General features: G+C 38.2%; 17 protein-coding genes. 8 read left to right on the top strand and 9 right to left on the bottom strand.

Translation table 11 applies throughout. The annotated features are described in order from the left end of the window. Positions 1 to 189 precede the first annotated feature (189 nt). Positions 190 to 1,152: an acetyl-CoA carboxylase carboxyltransferase subunit alpha gene (locus ACFE6N_RS08690; protein WP_090986499.1), complete on the top strand. Its 963-nt coding sequence runs from the start codon at positions 190 to 192 to the stop codon at positions 1,150 to 1,152. A gap of 392 nt (positions 1,153 to 1,544) precedes the next feature. On the opposite strand, the gene ACFE6N_RS08685 is transcribed toward ACFE6N_RS08690, so the two are convergent. The 3 genes from ACFE6N_RS08685 to ACFE6N_RS08675 form a co-directional block, all read right to left on the bottom strand. Then, positions 1,545 to 2,099, bottom strand: a complete 555-nt coding sequence (locus ACFE6N_RS08685) for an REP-associated tyrosine transposase (protein ID WP_378935613.1) — start codon at positions 2,097 to 2,099, stop codon at positions 1,545 to 1,547. A 226-nt stretch (positions 2,100 to 2,325) separates the two neighbouring features. Next, complete coding sequence (locus ACFE6N_RS08680; protein WP_378935611.1) at positions 2,326 to 5,367, bottom strand: protein O-mannosyl-transferase family; 3,042 nt, start codon at positions 5,365 to 5,367, stop codon at positions 2,326 to 2,328. Between the two features lie 214 nt (positions 5,368 to 5,581). Further along, positions 5,582 to 8,608, bottom strand: coding sequence for a DUF2723 domain-containing protein (locus tag ACFE6N_RS08675; protein WP_378935609.1), 3,027 nt, complete (start codon positions 8,606 to 8,608; stop codon positions 5,582 to 5,584). 369 nt (positions 8,609 to 8,977) lie between these two features. Here ACFE6N_RS08675 and ACFE6N_RS08670 point away from each other — a divergent pair, with 369 nt between their 5' ends. The 3 genes from ACFE6N_RS08670 (at position 8,978) to pth (ending at position 11,448) form a co-directional block, all read left to right on the top strand. After that, on the top strand, positions 8,978 to 9,919 hold the full coding sequence (locus tag ACFE6N_RS08670) for a ribose-phosphate pyrophosphokinase (RefSeq protein WP_145857215.1): 942 nt from the start codon (positions 8,978 to 8,980) through the stop codon (positions 9,917 to 9,919). Positions 9,920 to 10,102: 183 nt separating this feature from the next. Continuing rightward, positions 10,103 to 10,687: a 50S ribosomal protein L25/general stress protein Ctc gene (locus tag ACFE6N_RS08665; protein WP_090986510.1), complete on the top strand. Its 585-nt coding sequence runs from the start codon at positions 10,103 to 10,105 to the stop codon at positions 10,685 to 10,687. A gap of 200 nt (positions 10,688 to 10,887) precedes the next feature. Continuing rightward, positions 10,888 to 11,448, top strand: a complete 561-nt coding sequence (gene pth, locus ACFE6N_RS08660) for an aminoacyl-tRNA hydrolase (RefSeq protein WP_090986512.1) — start codon at positions 10,888 to 10,890, stop codon at positions 11,446 to 11,448. Positions 11,449 to 11,884: 436 nt separating this feature from the next. Here the strand turns inward: pth and ACFE6N_RS08655 are convergent, their stop codons facing one another. The 3 genes from ACFE6N_RS08655 to ACFE6N_RS08645 form a co-directional block, all read right to left on the bottom strand. Beyond that, a complete protein-coding gene (locus ACFE6N_RS08655) occupies positions 11,885 to 12,133 on the bottom strand; it encodes a hypothetical protein (protein ID WP_378935606.1) in 249 nt (82 codons plus the stop codon). Positions 12,134 to 12,465: 332 nt separating this feature from the next. Continuing rightward, complete coding sequence (locus ACFE6N_RS08650; RefSeq protein WP_090988260.1) at positions 12,466 to 13,131, bottom strand: tetratricopeptide repeat protein; 666 nt, start codon at positions 13,129 to 13,131, stop codon at positions 12,466 to 12,468. 123 nt (positions 13,132 to 13,254) lie between these two features. Continuing rightward, the gene (locus ACFE6N_RS08645) at positions 13,255 to 13,662 is read right to left on the bottom strand and encodes a hypothetical protein (RefSeq protein WP_378935604.1); all 408 of its coding nucleotides are present in this window, start codon (positions 13,660 to 13,662) and stop codon (positions 13,255 to 13,257) included. 105 nt (positions 13,663 to 13,767) lie between these two features. Between ACFE6N_RS08645 and recF the strand changes: the two genes are divergently transcribed. Continuing rightward, positions 13,768 to 14,871: a DNA replication/repair protein RecF gene (gene recF / locus ACFE6N_RS08640; RefSeq protein WP_145857211.1), complete on the top strand. Its 1,104-nt coding sequence runs from the start codon at positions 13,768 to 13,770 to the stop codon at positions 14,869 to 14,871. After that, the gene (locus ACFE6N_RS08635) at positions 14,864 to 15,154 is read left to right on the top strand and encodes a DUF721 domain-containing protein (RefSeq protein WP_378935602.1); all 291 of its coding nucleotides are present in this window, start codon (positions 14,864 to 14,866) and stop codon (positions 15,152 to 15,154) included. Before recF ends, ACFE6N_RS08635 begins: the two co-directional genes overlap by 8 nt. 92 nt (positions 15,155 to 15,246) lie before the next feature. Here the strand turns inward: ACFE6N_RS08635 and ACFE6N_RS08630 are convergent, their stop codons facing one another. The 3 genes from ACFE6N_RS08630 to ACFE6N_RS08620 form a co-directional block, all read right to left on the bottom strand. After that, positions 15,247 to 15,423 (bottom strand): hypothetical protein, encoded by a 177-nt coding sequence (locus ACFE6N_RS08630; RefSeq protein WP_244278902.1) that lies wholly within the window; start codon positions 15,421 to 15,423, stop codon positions 15,247 to 15,249. 764 nt (positions 15,424 to 16,187) lie between these two features. Then, positions 16,188 to 16,961 carry an FKBP-type peptidyl-prolyl cis-trans isomerase gene (locus tag ACFE6N_RS08625; protein ID WP_378935600.1) on the bottom strand — a complete coding sequence of 258 codons (774 nt, stop codon included), beginning with the start codon at positions 16,959 to 16,961 and terminating at the stop codon, positions 16,188 to 16,190. Positions 16,962 to 17,095: 134 nt separating this feature from the next. Then, complete coding sequence (locus tag ACFE6N_RS08620) at positions 17,096 to 17,515, bottom strand: nucleoside-diphosphate kinase (protein ID WP_090988166.1); 420 nt, start codon at positions 17,513 to 17,515, stop codon at positions 17,096 to 17,098. 241 nt (positions 17,516 to 17,756) lie between these two features. Between ACFE6N_RS08620 and ACFE6N_RS08615 the strand changes: the two genes are divergently transcribed. After that, positions 17,757 to 18,767, top strand: coding sequence for a bifunctional oligoribonuclease/PAP phosphatase NrnA (locus tag ACFE6N_RS08615; protein WP_090988271.1), 1,011 nt, complete (start codon positions 17,757 to 17,759; stop codon positions 18,765 to 18,767). A gap of 47 nt (positions 18,768 to 18,814) precedes the next feature. After that, entirely contained in the window at positions 18,815 to 19,810 is a 996-nt protein-coding gene (locus ACFE6N_RS08610; RefSeq protein ID WP_378935597.1) for an FKBP-type peptidyl-prolyl cis-trans isomerase, read from the top strand. The last annotated feature ends 173 nt before the right edge of the window (positions 19,811 to 19,983 follow it).

The raw sequence follows: 19,983 nt of genomic DNA, 5'->3' as shown, positions 1-19,983 counted from the left end.
CAATCGGCAGAAACGGGGGCGGGACGGAACCAAACCAAAGCACTACTGCAATTGCTTTCCAAACCATGATGATTAAAAAGTACTAAAAGCTATTTTTCTTTAGGTTAACGCGATTTTTCTGCCTAAATACTTAAACAAAAAACTGTTGGCTGCAAACCAAAAATAATTACTTATTTTTGTGGTTCAATTATGCAGCAAATAAAAACATCATTCGATTTTGAGAAACCTATTGCCGATTTAGTTCAGCAGATAGAAAAGGTTAAGCAAGTTGCCGAAAAAACCAAGGTAGATATGTCTGCCACTTTGGACGAACTTGATGGTAAATTAGATGAAACTACCAATAACTTATATAAAAATTTAACCGGTTGGAACAAGGTTCAGATGAGCCGTCATCCAGATCGCCCGCAAACCCTTGATTATATCAATATGATCTGTGATGATTTTATTGAAATGCACGGCGACAGAACGGTTAAAGATGATAAAGCTATTGTTGGCGGTTTTGCTTCTATAAATGGTCAAACGGTAATGATTATCGGTCATCAGAAAGGTAAAAATACCAAAGAGCGCCAGTTCCGCAATTTTGGTATGGCCAATCCGGAAGGTTACCGCAAAGCGTTGCGTTTAATGCGTTTGGCTGAAAAATTTAACAAGCCGGTGATCTCTTTTATCGATACAATGGGCGCTTACCCTGGTTTAGAGGCCGAAGAGCGTGGACAAGGTGAAGCTATTGCCAGAAATTTATTGGAAATGTCGGTTCTGCGTGTGCCGATTATTTGCATTGTAGTAGGTGAAGGTGCTTCCGGAGGTGCTTTGGGTATAGGAATAGGCGATAAGGTATATATGTTAGAACACACCTGGTATTCAGTAATTTCTCCTGAATCATGTTCTTCTATTTTATGGAGAAGCTGGGATTTTAAAGAAAAAGCTGCTGAGTGCTTGAAATTGACTTCTGATGATATGTTTGGCAACAAACTAATTGATGGCATTATTCCTGAGCCCCTTGGTGGTGCGCATCAGGATCCGGAGTTAATGGGTAAAACATTAAAAGAATATATCGTAAAGGATTTGGCCGCTTTGGGCAAATTGAAAACAGATAAGATGATTGAGCAAAGGATTGAGAAATTCTGTGAAATGGGTGTAGTAAACGAATAATCATTAACTAAAATAAATTTGAATCCTGTTTGGCTATGCTGAGCGGGATTTTTTTGTGCTCACGCTCGTTTCTAACGAGCGTGTAAATAGGGTACCGTATTTTACGGTGTTAATTATCAATACCTTTAGCTTGCTATACAATATTATCTTAAGGCTATTGCTGCACTCATTATAGACGAGCGCAAGCATTCAATAAATATTAATCAATGTCTAGTAATTCAATTTCTATTAGTCCTCTAAGCCCATGATAAGCACGCTCACGGTCGTTTCTAACGAGCGTGTAAATATTTAGTCGTATTTACGGCTTAGATGCGTTAATTCTAGCAATCTTTTACGGTATCTTATGGCTATTGTTGCACTCGTTTAGCGAGTACATGTAAAAGCTTTTGATATTAATTAAAATCCAATAATTCAACATCTATTGGACCGCCCAAATTACAATAATTCGATGCTGAACTGTAAATATAATGTTCCGGCTCTGATACAATCCCTGCAGTAACCGGATTTTGATGGATGTAATTTAACTTTTGAAATGTAAACTCCGAACTGATTAACTCAACTGCATGGTAACCGTCTTGCCATACCTTATAATTCTCAATTCTTGTAAGATATCTTCCTGCGAATTCAAATTTATTCAACAGCCACTTTTTCCTGCTTTCATTTCCAGAGTTAATTTCTGTGATGATTGCCCTATTCGTAAACTTTTTAAAATCTCTTATAATTTCAAAAAGCTTTATGCCACTACATGCTGAGGCGATGAGGTGTATATGATTCGTCATTAAGCAATAGGCGTAAAGTTTTAGTCCTTTGTTAGATTGGCAATATTTTAGCGAGTTGATTATGATATCTTTATAAGATATACGTGTGAATACATCAACCCAATCTACAATTGTAAAAGTTAAAAAATAGATGCCTTCTGGATCTCTGGCTTGATATTGATCTGACATTTAATAAAAATATTTATTTATTCAGAAAAATCATAATTGCTAACGTTTGCTCTAAAGAGCATTTAGATAGTTAATCATATTTACGACTTACATCCTAATTTAAATTTATATCATCTTTACGATGAAATCGTAAGGCTATTACTGCACTCGTTAGAAACGAGCGCAAGCAAACAAAAAAGCAGCTACAAATGAATGCAGCTGCTTGGTAAACTATTTTCAGATCCCTTTATTGTTGCGGACCTTGTTGTGGGAAAAACATGGATAAACGGCCTTCCAGGTTATTGAAAGTCTTTTGCAATTTATCGCTCAACTTATCCTGTCCAGCAGCTTTGCTTGTTTTAATCATTCGGTCCAGATAGTATAAGCCGGTTTGGATATTCTGCGATCCGGTTAAACCTTTTGATTGTGAAATATCGGCCAGGTAATTCAATTCCTTATTGATGTAATCGCCTGATTTGTCTAAAATATCATTGGCTCTGGCAGTTTCACCTAATTTATACAGGTTTTCAGCCATATAGAATTTTACGACAACTGTACGGATGCCGAAGAATTTATCCGGCATTACCGCATAATATTTATCCACCACTTTTTTGGCTTCATCCATTTTACCTTCTTTAATTAAGCTGTTGGTTAAGCTGCTGAAGATGTTGGTGAAAATAAATGTATCATCTGATGATTGTGGATCTAAATATTTAGCAGTTTTCATATTTCCCCACTTAAACTTATTCATCACATTATCATATAAAACAGGCGTGTTCAATTGCTCCGGTCTATCCTCAGATGCGGTTGTATCAGCTTTAAGCGGCAATAAACGCAAAGCTAAACCTTCGCTGTATAAATACTTATCCAAACCGTTATATTGCTCAGAAGGAACAGTGGAAGCGAAATAAATCGGGCGTTTCCAGTTGTTATGTGCCAGGATGTCAAACATGGCCAAAGTTCCTTTGGTAACGTAACCTTTATTAAATTTCCAATCCATTGTGGTGGTAATTTTTGAAGCATCTGCTGCAGGCACCGTTCCGGTACTGATTACTTGCTGTGGATCTACCGTAATTTTAAGGTTTTTAGTAGGCAGGAAATTAGATTTTGTTCCATCCTGCATCGGTACTTTATCGCTCTCATCGTTTGATAACAATAAATCAACTACGTTTTTAAGCTCCACGCTACCCGCAATTTTATAATCATCATATGGCATCACGTCTCTTTCTCCCTGTACATATTGCTCAGGCTTCATGGTAATTGGCAATGGGGCAGATTCGTTTTGTTTTTGCCTTAAACCGTTGATGTACCAATCTGTATCAAATAAACTTAAGTTTACAATACGTACGTCGGGGCGAACATTTTCTACTTCCTGGATATACCAAAGCGGGTAGGTATCATTATCACCATAAGTAAATAAGATGGCATTTGGCGCACATGATTGCAGGTAATCATAAGCAATATCATGTGGAACCAGTTTGGTAGAACGGTCGTGGTCATCCCATCCCTGCTCGGCCATGATAACCGGTGCGGCCAGTAAGCCAATTACTGTGGCGCCAATAGCTCCGGCAGTTGGGGTTAATTTTTTAAACAGCCATTCTTTAATTCCAAGGGCTCCTAACCCAATCCATATGGCAAAGGCATAGAAAGATCCTACATAAGCGTAATCCCGTTCACGAGGCTCTAAAGGCTTTTGATTTAAGTATAATACAATCGCAATACCTGTAAAAAAGAACAACAAAGCCACTACACCAGCATCTTTCTGGTTGCGTTTAAAATGCCATAATGCACCGATTATGCCCATGATTAACGGTAAAAAGAAGAAACGGTTGTAAGCTTTATTATCAACCGTTGATGGTGGCAAATGACTTTGATCACCACGTAACCAGCTATCAAATGGTTTGATACCACTAATCCATTCGCCTTCAAATCCGCTGCCCTGGCCTTGCTCATCGTTCTGGCGACCAACGAAATTCCAGAAGAAGTAACGCATATACATATAGCCGATCTGGTAGCTGGCCAAAAAGCCAACATTGTCAACTACATTCGGATGTTTGCTGTCATCTAAATGCATCCATTCTTTATAAAAACTGGCATGTCTGGGGTCGTCACTGTACATGCGTGGCAATAAGGTATTGTTGTTGTATTCGTAGTCGGTTTTTTTACCTGCCACTTCATATTTATCCTTACCTTTTATCCAGATGGTTTTACCTTCAGTTACACCTGTTCTTTCAGAATTGTAGTTTGGTCCATAGGCCAATGGTCTATCGCCATATTGCTCACGGTTTAGGTAACTTAAGAAAGAGAAAGCATCTTTAGGCGCACTGTTATTCAAGTTTGGATCAGCCTTTGCCCTGATGATGATCATTGCGAAAGAGGCATAACCGAAAATGATTAGAACTGTAGAGATTAAACCTAAATTTAATAATTTCTTTTGATGCTTGATCGAATAACGGATTCCCCAAACCAGGGCGCCGATCAATAATATAGCGAAGAACAATACACCTGTTCCGAAGCCCATACCCAATGTGTTCACAAAGAACAGATCGAAATAAGCACCGAATGATACAAGATATTGGATAATACCATATTGAATTACTGCCAAGATCAGGATACCTGCCAGAAGTGTTTTGATAATTCCGGATGTAGTTGCTTTATCAGTTCTTTTAAAATAGTAAACAAAGGCAAGTGCTGGTATAGTTAATAAGTTTAGTAAGTGGATACCGATTGATAAACCCATAATATAGGCAATAAACAGTAACCATCGGTCGGCTCTTGGCTCATCGGCATGCGCCTCCCATTTTAGTATAGCCCAGAATACAATGGCAGTAAACAATGATGATTGTGCATAAACCTCAGATTCTACCGCCGAAAACCAAAAACTATCAGAAAAAGTATAAGCCAAAGCACCAACAGCACCTGCACCCATAATACTGATTAACTTGCCTGTAGTTAATTCTTCACCGGCTTTTAATATGGTTTTTTTAGCCAATGCGGTGATTGTCCAAAATAAAAATAAGATAGTTGCCCCACTCGAAACAGCCGAACCCACGTTCATCCAGTAAGCAATTTTGGTTAAATCACCCGCTGCAAAAATAGAAAAGAAACGTTGGATCATTAAGAATAAAGGCGCACCAGGCTGGTGAACAACCTGCATTCTAAATGCCGATGCGATAAATTCACCACAGTCCCAAAAACTGGCAGAAGGCTCTAAGGTTAAAACGTAAGTTAGTGTAGCAATTAAAAAGCAGATCCAGCCTACTATATTATTAACTTTTGAATAATTCATTGGTTTGTTTAATGATATTAAAAAATGTTTTCACATAAAAATGCTGCCGAAATTAACTATTCTAGTCGATAAAACAGGTAAATTTTTGCATTGATTTAACAAATTTTAACGGCTTAAGGGCTTTAACATAAAGTATTTTAATTTATCGGAAAGTAAAAACCCATAAGCAGAAAGGTGAAATCTGCTTATGGGTTACATTTAGCATGTTTTTTGCCTATCCTGCAGCAAAAGGAGTAAATCTTACAATCAGATCATTATATTGTTTTTCGAGGTTTTTACTCAGGCTTGCCTGTTTAAATGCATTGGTCAGTTTGACCATCTGGCCTAAATAACCAAGGTAGAAACGCACATCCTGTTCTGATGATAACTGGTTTTTGCTTTCCGAAACATCAGCCAGATGGGTGAGTTCCTTTCCGACATAATCGGCCGTTTTTTTGATCATAGCATTCGCACGGTTTAAATCATTTAACCGATACAGGTTTTCGGTAAAATAATACGTGCTCATTACCTGGCGCCTGCTGTAAAATTTAGCCGGAATTACTTCAAAGTATTTATTTACCGCTTTTTTGCTTTCAACAATTTTACCCTCATTAATTAGTCCGGTTAATAAACCATTAAACATGTTAGATATCATGGCTACATCATCGGCAGATTGTCTGTCTAAATGATTGGCATATTTAATGTTGCCGAAGCCATACACATTCATCAGGTTGTTGTACATCGGTTTCAGGTTTACGCGATCAAAATCCTGTGTAATGGCCGTATCAGGTTTTAACGGAAGTAATCTTTTGTTTAAACCTTCGGAATAAAGGTACTTGTTAAGCCCTAAATATTGCTCGTCTGGCATGGCGCCGCTAAAATAAATCGGCCGTTCCCAGTTATTGTGCGTTAAAATATCAAACAGAGCTAAAGTACCTTTGGTTACAAAATTCGAATTGTAAGTCCATTCCATACTGCTTGCTATTTTTCCGGCATCTTCTTTTGGAACGGTTCCGGTATCCAGTACCTGTTGTGGACTTACTGCCAGTTTTAGGTTCTTTGTAGGTAACACATTGTATTTAGAGCCATCTGTCATGGTTACCTTATCCTCGTCATGATCGGACAGCAACACATCTAAAATTTCCTGTAGCTCAATGTGCTGTGCAATCTTATAATCCTGGTAATACATGATATCCCTCGTGCCTTCAACGTATTGCTCATGTTTGAGGGTGATCGGTAAAGGGGCAGATTCATTTTGTTTTTTTCGCATACCGTCAATATACCAGTCGGCAGTAAATAAGCTTAAATTCACCACCCGCACATCCGGACGGATATTTTCTACTTCCTGTGCATACCAAACCGGATAGGTGTCATTATCGCCATAGGTAAACAAGATAGCATTAGGTGCGCAGGATTTTAGGTAATTGACAGACATGTCTCTTGCCATGTGACTGTCAGAACGATCGTGATCGTCCCAGCCCTGGTTGGCCATAATGATCGGGGCGCCAAATAAAGCTATAACCGTAGCAAAAATACTGGCACGCAAGGGCGTTAGTTTTTGTGAAAACCAATCCTTTAATCCCAGTACCCCTAAACCGATCCAGATGGCAAAAGCATAAAACGAACCTACGTAAGCATAATCCCTTTCGCGGGGTTCAACAGGAACAGAATTTAAGTAAACCACTATGGCCACCCCGGTAAATACAAAAAGTAAACCGATAACACCTGCATCTTTTTGGTTGCGCTTAAAATGCCAAACGGCGCCAATTAAGCCGATAATTAAGGGCAGAAAGAAAAATCTATTATATGCTTTGTTCTCTACAATGGATGGTGGAAGGTTTTTTTGATTGCCCAGCCTGATCACATCCAAAGGTTTTACACCACTGAGCCAATTACCGTCTTTCCCGCCAAGTTGTCCATCTTCATTATCCTGTCTGCCTACAAAATTCCACATGAAATAGCGCATGTACATTTGTCCGGTCTGGAAAGAAAACATATATTTCAAATTATCCAATAGGGTAGGTTTATGTTCGTCGTCAAAACCCATGTAGCTTTTGTAAAAATTAACATGTTCAGGTTTGTCGCTATACATGCGTGGCAGTAAAGTTTTATCGGCAAAAACATATTCCGATTTTGTGCCTGCTGGTTCGTATTTTTTATCGCCTTTACGGATAATCTTGCCTGTTTCTTTAATTCCGATTTTTTCTGAATTGTAGTTTTCGCCATAAAGCAAGGGTCTGTCGCCGTATTGGTCGCGACTCACATATCTCGAAAACGAGAATACATTATCTACATTATAGTTGTTTAAATTTGGTTTAGCCTGTGCCCTGATGATGAGAAGCGCAAAAGAGCTATACCCAAAAAGTAGCAATACAGTAAACAACATCACCAGGTTCAAAACCCTTTTATTTTTAAGGATGGAATAGCGGATACCGTAAACCAGTCCCCCGATTAGGAATACTGCAAAAAACAATATCCCTGTTCCAAAGCCTAAACCCAGGGTGTTTACAAAAAAGTAATCGAAGCTTGCGGCAAAAGATATTACATATTGGATGATCCCAAATTGTACCGCCGCCAATACAGCTATTGCAACAAGGAGTACCTTTAAAATATCTTTCCAATTGGGCGATTGGTTCTTTTTGAAATAATAAACAAATATTAATGCGGGAATGGTAAGCAGGTTTAAAATGTGTACCCCGATTGATATCCCCATCATGTAAGCCACAAAAAGTAACCAACGGTCTGATTTTGGTTCATCAGCCTGTGATTCCCATTTTAATATACCCCAGAATACAATGGCGCTACAGAGCGATGACATGGCGTAAACTTCAGCCTCTACAGCTGAAAACCAGAAACTGTCAGAAAAAGCATAGGCCAAAGCGCCAACAAAACCGGCCCCCATTATGCCGATTATTTTTTGACTGCTGATTTCTTCGCCTTTTTTAATGACTGTTTTCCTGGCCAGTGCAGTAATGGTCCAGAACAGAAATAGAATAGTGCCAGCACTTGCAAGCGCAGAAGATATATTAATGAAATAGGCGACCTTGGTTTTATCGCCAAAAGCGAATATCGAAACTAACTTTTGGATCATGGAGACTATTGGAGCGCCTGGCTGGTGAACTACTTCCATCCGGAAGGCAGAAGAAATGAATTCGCCACAGTCCCAGAAACTTACAGATTGATCTAAGGTTGAAATGTACGTGAAAGTGGCAATAACAAAACAGAGCCAGCCTCCAATGGTGTTGATCCTTGAGTAATTCATAGTTTAATTTTAGTCTTTGATAATAAATGATTTAAGTGGTTCGTATTAAAAAAAAGTCACATAAAAAAAGAAAATGTTGCATGCTATATGATGATTTTTTTATCTTTGCATCGCAAACAGGAACAGCGGGAAAGAAATTAAAAATATTTTAAAATCACTCTTGCATATTTAAAATAAGGTTCCTACATTTGCATTCCCTTTCAAAGAGAATATCTTTGATAAAGCTTGTCCGATAGTATAAGGGTAGTACAACGGTTTTTGGTACCGTTTGTCTTGGTTCGAATCCAGGTCGGACAACTAAAATTTAATAACGGATCATGTTTTAAATAGGCATGATCCGATTTTTTTTAACCGTAACTACACGAACCCATGCCATTGCAGTTTAACCCGGTAAAGCTTTTTTCCGGAACAGGTTCTAAAGGATTATCACTTAAAATTGCCGAGCATTACGGCAAGCCACTTGGTAGCGTAACCATTCACAAATTCAGTGATGGAGAATTTCAGCCTTCTTTTGATGAGTCAATCCGGGGTAGTGATGTTTTTCTAATCCAGTCAACTTATCAGCCCAGCGATAATTTAATGGAACTTTTGCTTATGGTTGATGCTGCTAAAAGGGCATCTGCACATTATATTACAGCAGTTGTTCCTTATTATGGGTTAGCCCGTCAGGATAGAAAAGACAAGCCACGTGTAGCAATCGGTGCCAAATTGGTGGCCAACTTATTGAAATCAGCAGGTATTCACCGCATCATGACGATGGATTTACATGCTGCACAGATACAGGGTTTCTTTGATATCCCGGTTGATCACCTCGATGGATCGGTAATCTTTGTACCTTATATCAAAAGCTTAGGTTTAAAAAACTTAACCATTGCATCGCCAGATATGGGCGGTTCATACAGGGCACGTACTTTTGCCAAGTTTTTTAATGCTGAGGTAATTATTTGCGATAAGCGCCGTAAACGTGCCAATGAAATCGAATCGATGTCGATTATTGGAGATGTAACCGGACAGGACGTGGTACTGATTGATGATATCTGTGATACTGCCGGAACTTTATCGAAAGCTGCTGCTTTGATTATGGAAAACGGCGCAGCAAGTGTGAGGGCAGTTTGTACACATGCTGTATTATCTGGCAAAGCCGTTGAAACGGTAGAGAATTCAGTATTAACTGAACTGATCGTTACAGATACGATCCCGCTGAAAAGGGAAAGTTCGAAAATCAGGGTGCTAAGCACAGCCAGTTTATTTGCAAGGGCAATTGCTAATGTAAACGAACATGGTTCAATTAGTGACCTGTTTAGGGTTTAGTGAGGTTAATCGTATAAATTGATTGATCGGTTAATTGTAGATTTACCATCAGTTAACCAATTACAACAATTAACCAATTAAAAAAAAGAGAGTTTAAAATAAGGTTGAAGGTAGCGGGTTGAAGGCGTAAGGCTGGATACTTGATACTTAATACTTACTACTAATAAATAAATAAATATAAAAATGAAAACAATCGCAATTAGCGGTTCTCCAAGAGAGAACGTAGGGAAACGCGATGCCAAGGAACTTCGTTACGAAGGTAAAGTTCCGGCGGTATTGTATGGTGGAAAAGAGCAACAACACTTAGCTGTGGTTATTGCTGATTTAAGAGATGTTATTTATACCCCGGAAGTAAACTTTGTTGAAATCGATGTTAACGGTGCCAAAACCAAAGCTATCGTAAAAGATACTCAGTTCCACCCACTTACCGATGTATTATTGCACATCGATTTTCTTCAGTTATTTGACGATAAAGAAATCGTTATGGAGATCCCGGTTAAATTAACAGGAACTTCTCCAGGTGTTAAAATGGGGGGTAAGTTAATCCAGAAATTACGTAAACTACGTGTTAAAGCTTTACCAGCTAACATGCCGCAAAACGTAGAAGTAAGCTTAGAGAAATTAGAAGTTGGAAGTTTATTCCGTGTTCGTGACCTTCAAGGTGACAAATATGTAATCACTAACACTCCTGAAGATACCATCGTTTCTGTTGCAATGTCTAGAGCATTAAAACAAGCAGAAACTGAAGCTGCAAAAGGTAAAAAATAATCAGGATTCTTAGGATTTCCTGATTTCAAGATTAGCGTTTCGATTTAGGTCGGAACGCTTTTTTTATTGATATGAGGTTAGTTCTGCCATACCTTTATTGCTAACTGCCCCACTCTTCATCAAGAGGTTGTTTGGAAATTAGTGGTTTAGACTCCCGACTTCAGACTCCTGACTTCGGACTTTTTTTTATCTTTGCTTCCATGAAATATCTTATAGTTGGCTTAGGAAATATCGGCCCGGAGTATGCGCACACCAGGCATAATATTGGTTTTGATATCGCCGATGAATTGGTAAAAGGCTTAGGTGGTAGTTTCGACAATATCCGTTTGGCCTATTATGCTGAGGTTGGTTTTAAAGGTAAAAAACTGCATGTAATTAAACCGACCACATTTATGAACCTGAGCGGTAAAGCCGTGAACTACTGGATGAAGGAATTAAAAATAGCACCGGAAAATGTGCTGGTTGTTGTCGATGATCTTGCGTTACCGCTTGGGAAGCTCCGGTTGAAACTGCAGGGTTCCAGCGCCGGTCATAATGGATTAAAAAGCATAGAAGAAGTTTGCGGTGGACAAAATTATGCGCGTCTACGCTTCGGCATCGGAAACGATTACCCTAAAGGCAGGCAAATAGATTTCGTTTTGGGTTTGTTTGATAAAAATGAACAGTTAGAACTTCCTGCATTAATTGATAAAAGTGTAGAGTTGATTAAAAGCTTCGTTACCATTGGACCTGCCCATACCATGACAGCTTTTAATAAATAGATAGTTGATGGGCTAACTGTCCATACTGTCATCCTGAGCGAAGCGAAGGATCTTTCGTAATTTAAATCTCAAAGGAGTGTAGTCCAAAAAAGGTCATTTGAAGAGCAATTACAGTAGCTCTTTTTAATGTTCATCCTGCTTTCCATTTCAAGTCCTCGCTTCGCTGCGGGCTTTCCATTTCAATCAGGTCTAAAATGGCAGTGTCTATGCTGTTATTAAAGGGTGAATAGCATAGTCTGCTAATATGCCTTTATTTGTCAGAATGTTTCAAAACCCAATTCGTCTTAGTGTATTTGCTACCTAAATCCGATTGCAGTGGCTCCGGTGCTTTTGATAAATTACCTATCAGATTAAATCAAACAACGGATTAACGGGGCGCGGGACTGCTGGAAACCAAACGCATCTGTACCTGATTTCCAGAAAAAGAAGTGAGTTCTTACGCTGTTTGGTGAGCCACCAAACATGGAATGAGGGTAGCTTTTTTGAAGAGCAATTGCAGAATTTCTTTTAAGGTTCGTCCTGCTTTCCATTTCAAGTCCTCGCTGCGCTGTGGGCTTTCCATTTCAATCAGGTCTAAAATGGCAGTGTCTTTGCTGTAATTAAAGGGTTGAATAGCATAGTCTGCTAATATGCCGTTATTTGTCAGAATGTTCCAAAACCCAAATCGTCTTACTGCCTTTGCCACCTAAGCCCCATCGCAGTGATTCCGATGCTTTTGATAAATTATCATATCAGATTAAACAAACAACAGATTAACGGGGCGCGGGACTGCAGCAACCTAAACGCATCTGTACCTGATTCCAGAAAAGAAAGAAGTAAGTTTTTATGCTGTTTGGTGAGGCACAAAACATGGAATGGGTTTGTCATTTTTAACACAACTGAACGATGTATTAGCTCCTCTTATAGATTTCTCCATTTCGTTGCACTTAAGTCGAAATGACGGAATTATTTCAAAAGCTGCTAAATAAAAAAAGACCATCTTTCGATGATCTTTCCTGTAAGTATGTTTAGTTTTGTTTATTTAACTTTTTCCTGAGCTCTTGCAATGTAAGCGTCAATTAATTGTGCTTCTGCGCTCTCCGGATATTGCGTTTTTATTTTGGTATAAGCTTCAACCGCACCTTTAAAATCATTTTGGCTTTCATTAACCAATCCTAGCTTCTTTAAAAACATAGGTGAAGTAAATTTACTGGCTTTATCAGCCGCTTTTTTATAATAGGTGGTCGCTTGTTTGTAGTCTTTCAATTCGCTGTAAGCATCACCCAATAAACCTAAAGCCAATGGATCTGCAACCGGGCTGCCGGTAGCGCTATATTTGCTTAATGCCTCTATTGCTTGTTTATATTCGCCTTTACGTAAATAAATGCCACCTAAATAAAGGTTAGCTAAGTTTGCCGATTTGGTGTTATCATATTCTTTAGCAATCTGCTCAAAACCCGGGTAACCACCTTCGCCTTTAACTGCTCTGTTTGATAATGAATCTACACCAACAAACTGCTCAGCTTTATACATTTTGCTGGCGGCTTCTTCAGCACGGCCTTTTAAATACACGCCTTGATACCAAAGATATATTAAAACTAATAAAACTACAGCACCTGCGATAAACAGTAAGCTCTTATTATTCTCTTGTAAAAATGAACCTTTTTTAGTTGGTTGAATTGTCTGGTTATCTGTTGTAGACATGTTTGTTTAAAAAATTTAAGATTGCAAAAATACATTTTTCAATCAAAGTATCAACCTTTATTTTGAAGTATTTAATTAAACATTAGTTAATTAGGCGTTCAGATCGTAAAATCATCAAGGTCATTAGCGTAACAAGCTAATCAGGGTATTAAACCAGGTTTGGTTATCGCTAAAAATCCCGGTATGGTTAATGACCAGGTATACGGTTTGGCTTTCAGAATTGCTCAACATCGACCTGATTCTGATCGGCTGCCAGAATGCACCAAAGTTTTTGGCTGATGAAGCCGGGAATAAATCATCGAATCCCATATAAACCTCTTCAATATGGGATAATGGTAGTTCCAATTGTTCATCCCCGGTAATGAAAATACCATTGGAGGCTAGTAAAATGTCGCCTTCGTGATTATGGATAGGTTTTAAAAATGAAAATAACTCAGCTATTTTTTTTACCCAGTTCGAATTTTTATTGCTGTTCAGTTCATGATCATAAGACCAAAGAACATTTCCTTCCAGCATTTTTTGTGCAACCATTGATTCCTCCTTGCGATGAAAGTACAATTTTTTTAAATCTTATTAACGTTTATTTTAAACAATGGGTTTTAAGAAGTTAAAAAAGGGTAAATTTGTGACATATTTATGTGGTTAAAAAACATTACCCTTTTAAATTTTAAGAATTATACAGATGCAGATCTCCATTTCTCGGAAACTGTAAACGTATTTACGGGTAATAATGGCGCTGGCAAAACGAATATGCTTGATGCGATTCACTACCTCTGTTTGTGTAAAAGTTACTTTAATCCCATCGATAGCCAGCAGATCAAAACCAATGAAGAGGTTTTCATGATCCAGGGCGATTTTGATCGCAATGAAAAAAATGAAAAAATTTCTTGTGGTGTAAAGCGAAACCAGAAAAAGCAATTTAAACGAAATAAGAAAGAATATGAGAAGTTGGCCGATCATATTGGCCTTTTTCCGGTGGTAATGGTTTCTCCCTATGATGTAAACCTGATTATGGAAGGGAGTGAGGAGCGGAGAAAGTTTATCGATAATGTGATTTCACAAACCGATGCACATTATCTGGATCAACTGATTACCTACAACCGCATCCTGTTGAACCGGAATGCTTTGCTAAAACAGATCGCTATTACCAGAAAATATGATCCTACGCTGCTCGAAATTTTAGATGAACAACTGGTTATAGCCGGCAACAAAATATTTGCTGTCCGTAAAGCTTTTATGGATGAATTTATTCCACTGTTTAATCAATACTATATCTATCTTACTGAAAACAAGGAAATTGTAGAATTGAACTATCAATCGCAATTGAATGATGCATCTTTTGAAGAGTTGTTAAAAAAGTCGGTAGAAAAAGACCGTATACTGGAGCGGACCACAACTGGTATCCACAAAGATGAACTGGCTTTTGTGATCAGCGGGATGCCTTTAAAAAAGTTTGGTTCGCAAGGGCAGCAAAAGTCTTTTTTAATAGCTTTAAAAATAGCACAATATGCTTATCTTTCTAAAAACAAGGGGTTTAAGCCTTTACTCCTGTTGGATGATATTTTTGATAAGCTCGATGATAACCGCGTTCAAAAACTCATGCAAATGGTTTCACACCATGATTTCGGACAGATATTTATTACAGATACCGGGAAAGAAAGAGTGAAATCTATTTTTGAAAAAATAGAAGTTGATGTAACTTTGTTCGAAGTAGATAACGGAACCATACAAAATGCGTAAACCCAACGATGTTACCTTAAAAGATGCGATCGGCAAAATGCTTGATGTATACCGTTTACGACGTAAGTTCGATGAAACCTCAATCTTATCCGTCTGGCCTGAGATTATGGGTACTGCAATTGCCAACAGAACCAAGCAGATTTACATTCACGATAAAAAGTTGTTTTTGAGGATAGAATCTTCCGTAATCAAAAATGAACTGATTATGGTAAGACAGGGGATTATCCAGAAACTGAATGAGCATGCCGGTAGTGAGGTAATTACCGAAATGGTGTTTTTATAATGGGTACAAAAGGGCAAAAGCTTAAAGTTTTTGCCCTTTATATTTTAATAGGACTGATCATCCCGACTATAGACTTTGGACTCAGGACTAAACTAACTCCTGCCTCCGCCAAATATTTTGGCCAAAATCCAGATGACCAGCGCCACTACTACTACCACTACAATTACGCCTACCCAAACGCCGGCTTTAAATATACCTTCTACCAGTTCACAACTGCTTAAGGTGGTGCATAAAAATGCAATCAGTACTAAAGGGAATGCTTTTTTCATATTCATGTTAATTTGTAATAGCTAACATTGAATAGCGAAGAAAGTTTTAAGAATTCCTGGATTCCGTCTTGCTGAACTTGTTTCAGCATCTTTAGATAGAGTTAAATGTGGTGTCGGATGTTTCCATCTGACACAGTGGAAAAGTCCATTTTGAAAATCATTCTTGTTTAAACAAACAGTCAGCTGGTAACAGCTGACCGCACAGCAAATGTGGTGTCGGATGTTTCCATCTGACACAGTGGACAAGTCCATTTTGAAAATCATGCTCGTTTAAACAAACAGTCAGCTGGTAACAGACTGCATAGTTCTTCAAAAGATGTGGTGTCGGATGTTTCCATCTGACACAATAGAAAAGTCCATTTCGAAAATAATGCTCGTTTAAACAAACAGTCAGCTGGTAACAGCTGACCGCACAGCAAATGTGGTGTCGGATGTTTCCATCTGACACAATGGAAAAGTCCATTTTGAAAATCATTCTTGTTTAAATAAACAGTCAGCTGGTAACAGCTGACCGCACAGTATATCTTTAGATAGAGTTAAATGTGGTGTCGGATGTTTCCATCTGAAACAGTGGGAAAGTCCATTTTGAAAATCATGGTTGTTTAAACAAACAGTCAGCTGGTAACAGCTGACTGCATAGTATTCTTCAAAAAAAAATCGTCATCTCAAACTGCCTATGCTTGCCTGAGATGACGATTTCTGGTAATTTCTTCAGATGGTCTACCTTACATTTTCCATTTCACATATACCATCTTACATTTCAATTATTTCCCGTTAACCTTTAACAGTTCTACTTCAAAAATCAAAGTGCTGTAAGGAGGAATGTCTGCTCCTGCACCGCGTTCACCATAAGCCAGGTTGTACGGGATAAAGAATTTGTATTTTGAACCTGCAGGCATTAGTTGAACACCTTCTGTCCATCCCGGAATTACCCGGTTCAGTGGGAAAGAAATCGGCTCACCTCTGTCATAAGAACTGTCAAATTGTTTTCCATTTAATAAGGTGCCTTTATAATGTACCAGTACCGAATCGGTTGCCTGTGGTTTAACGCCGGTACCGGCAGTTAAAACCTCATATTGTAAGCCACTTGCAGTGGTTTGTACACCCGCACGTTTTTTGTTCTGTTCTAAGAAATCTTGTCCTTCTTTCATAATTGGCGCATATTTAATTTTGTTTGCAGCTTCTTCAGCCTTGTTTTTTATTGATGATGCCTTTGTTATCGCTTCGCTTATACATTGTTGGGCCTGCTGTTGCGTTAACAAAACCTTATCGCCGGTAAATGAATCTTTCAGGCCTTTTAACAATACATCGTAATTTAAGGTAGAAAGGCCGGTTGTTTTTAAACTGGCTCCGATTGATGTGCCAAAAGCGTAACTGGTAGAGTCTAAGGCCGATTGTAAGCCACCCATTTTTAAAGTTGATGTTTTGGTTACTGCGGTTGTTTTTTTTACAGCTGGTTTTTTTGCTGTTGTTTTGGTTTGCGCATAAGATGCACCAGCGATACCAGATAAACATACCGCTAATAAAATTCGTTTCATTGTTTGTTTTATGTTGTAATTAATTCCAGCAGGTATAACTGATGGATCATATTTAAGGCCGAAAGATACAAAATAGATAAAACAATAAAACCCCGAATATTCGGGGTTTTATTGTAAATTTTTTGTGTTGGCAGTTAGAAACGTTCGTCTGCTTTGAAGAAGAAGTTACCTTCAATTTCTGCATTTTCATCAGAATCTGATCCGTGAACCGCGTTTGCATCAATCGATTTTGCATATTTCTGACGGATTGTACCTTCAGCAGCTTCAGCTGGGTTAGTAGCACCGATCAATTTTCTGAAATCTTCAATTGCATTGTCTTTTTCTAAAATAGCGGCAACAATTGGTCCTGAAGACATAAAGCTTACTAAATCTTTATAAAACGGGCGCTCAGCGTGAACAGCATAAAACTGACCAGCAGTTTCTGGTGTAAGTTTGGTATATTTTAATGCAATGATTTTGAAACCAGCATTAGTAATGTCGTTAATGATTGATCCAATATGGCCGTTTGCTACAGCATCAGGCTTAATCATGGTGAAAGTTCTGTTAGTACTCATTGTGTTTTGATATCAATTTTCTGCAAAAATACGTTTTAATTGACGAATAACCAATAAGCATATTTTTTCGGCAAAGAGTAGAAGGTAAAATAGTTCAAAATAGCTTATTAGGCTCGTTTTATAGATGATCCGGCTAATAGTACTATCCATATACATGATCTCTTTTAAAACTATAATCTTGCTAATCCTAAAATCTTTAAATCCTAATCAAAATTTACTTAGCTTTGCAGCGCAAAAATATATGCTTACACTAACTGAATTAAAAACATTATTGGCTACGCCACAACGTATTGTGATCACTACGCATCACAAGCCTGATGGTGATGCGATGGGATCATCCCTGGGTTTGTATGGATATTTAATTCAGAAAGGCCACCATGTTAAGGTAATTACACCAACGGATTATCCTACTTTTTTGCATTGGATGCCAAATAACAGCGATGTAATTATTTTTACAGAAGCACAGGAAAAGGCTGCACAACTGGTGGATGAAGCTTCACTCATATTCTGCCTTGACTTTAATACCTTAAGCCGTATCAATGAATTAGGCGAATTAGTTAGGGCTGCTGGTGCCAAAAAGATTATGATCGATCATCATCTTGAACCAGAAGATTTTGACGACTATCGCCATTGGGATATCAATGCCTGTGCTGCAGCACAATTGGTTTATGATTTTATTGTGAACCAGTTGCAGGATGGTGAGCTGATTAACAAAGATGTAGCTTCTTGTCTGTACACAGGAATCATGACCGATTCTGGGTCGTTCCGCTTCTCATCAGCAACAGCTGAAGTATATCGCATTGCTGCAAATCTGATTGATCTGGGGGCTGACCAATCGAAAATACACGAATTGGTATACGATAACTCCAGCGAAAACCGACTGCGTTTTTTAGGCTATTGCCTGTCTAATAAACTGGAGGTTTTAAGAGATTACAACACCGCCCTTATTTCGGTTACCAAAGAAGAATTGGCTCAATACCATAGCATTACCGGCGATACGGAAGGTGTTGTAAATTATGCACTTTCCATTAACGGCATCCGTTTGGCTGCACTGATCATAGAGCGTACTGATAAAGTAAAATTATCGGTGAGGTCTACCGGCGATTTTCCGGCTAATGAAATCTGCAAGAAATATTTCAATGGCGGTGGGCACAGGAATGCGGCGGGTGGTGCATCAGAAAAACCGTTAGCTGATGTTGTAAACGAATTTAAATCAATATTAGCAGAATATAAAGAACAATTGATAGCTTAGAAACAAGAAATTAAAACAATAAAAATTTTAAAAAGTCAAATTAATAAATGAAAAAGGGAATTATTATTCTAGCAGCAGCCACTTTAGGTTTAGCAGCATGTAAACAAGAGAAAAAGGGAGCTGGTGGCTTACTATATACCATTCACCACTCGGCAGGTAACGAAAAAATCAAAGAGGGTGATATCGTGAAAATGAATTTTATTCAAAAAAATGATAAAGATTCGGTTTTGGCAAACACCTTCGAAAGTGAAACACCTGCGGTTTTTCCTGCACAGAAAAAGATGTATGCTGGCGATATGAACGATGTTTTAACATTGTTTGGAGAAGGCGATAGTGCTACTTTTAAGGTAAACCTGGATACTATGGCATTTCATAGTAAACAACCTAAACCAGAGCAGTTCAAAAATGATAAATACATTACTTTCACGGTGAAAGTTGAAAAAGTAATTAAGAAAAAAGCTGGCGAAGCTGATTCTACCTTTAACAAACGGGCTCAAGAATTTTTCCAGGCTGATTATAAAGCAACTTCTGAAAAAAAGAAAGCCGCTGAGCCTGCTAAATTAAAAGCTTATTTAGAAGACACCAAACTGGCCACCAAAACAACTGCAAGTGGTTTACACTACATCATCGAAAAACCTGGAAGTGCAGAAAAACCAGCTTTAGGCGATACCGTATTGATTGAATATACTGGTAGGGTAACTAAAAAAGGTAAAGATGGTAAATACAAAATCTTCGATACAAGTGATGAGAAACTGGCAAAAGCAGAAAACGAATTTAAACCAGGTAAACCTTACGGTCCTCAAAAAATGCCGGTTGGCGGTACAATCCCAGGATTTACTGAAGCTTTACAATTAATTGGTAAAGGTGGTAAAATAAAGGTGATTATCCCATCTAACTTAGGTTATGGCGAACAAGGTGCACCACAGGTTGGTATTATGCCTTTCAGCCCGATTGCCTTCGATCTTGAAATTAAAGATATCATCAAAGGAAAGCCGGCTGCAGCTACTTCAGCTCCGGTAACGGCCGCTCCGGTTAAAAAATAATTTCTAATTAGGTTTTAAATCCTGCTTATTCATGATAAGCAGGATTTTTTTTTGCCTTTTTTTTTGACGCTGAACATAGAAATAAAACCTTCCAAAGATTTTTAAAAACTTATTATAGCCTATCTTTGTATGATCAGATAAAGTAGCCTGTTATCCGTAAATGGGTGATAGGC

This window comes from Pedobacter sp. BG31, assembly GCF_042464845.1.
Taxonomy (GTDB): Bacteria; Bacteroidota; Bacteroidia; order Sphingobacteriales; family Sphingobacteriaceae; genus Pedobacter; species Pedobacter suwonensis.
The sequence above is the reverse complement of the archived record's forward strand: the minus strand, read 5'-3'. Positions and strand labels throughout refer to the sequence as shown.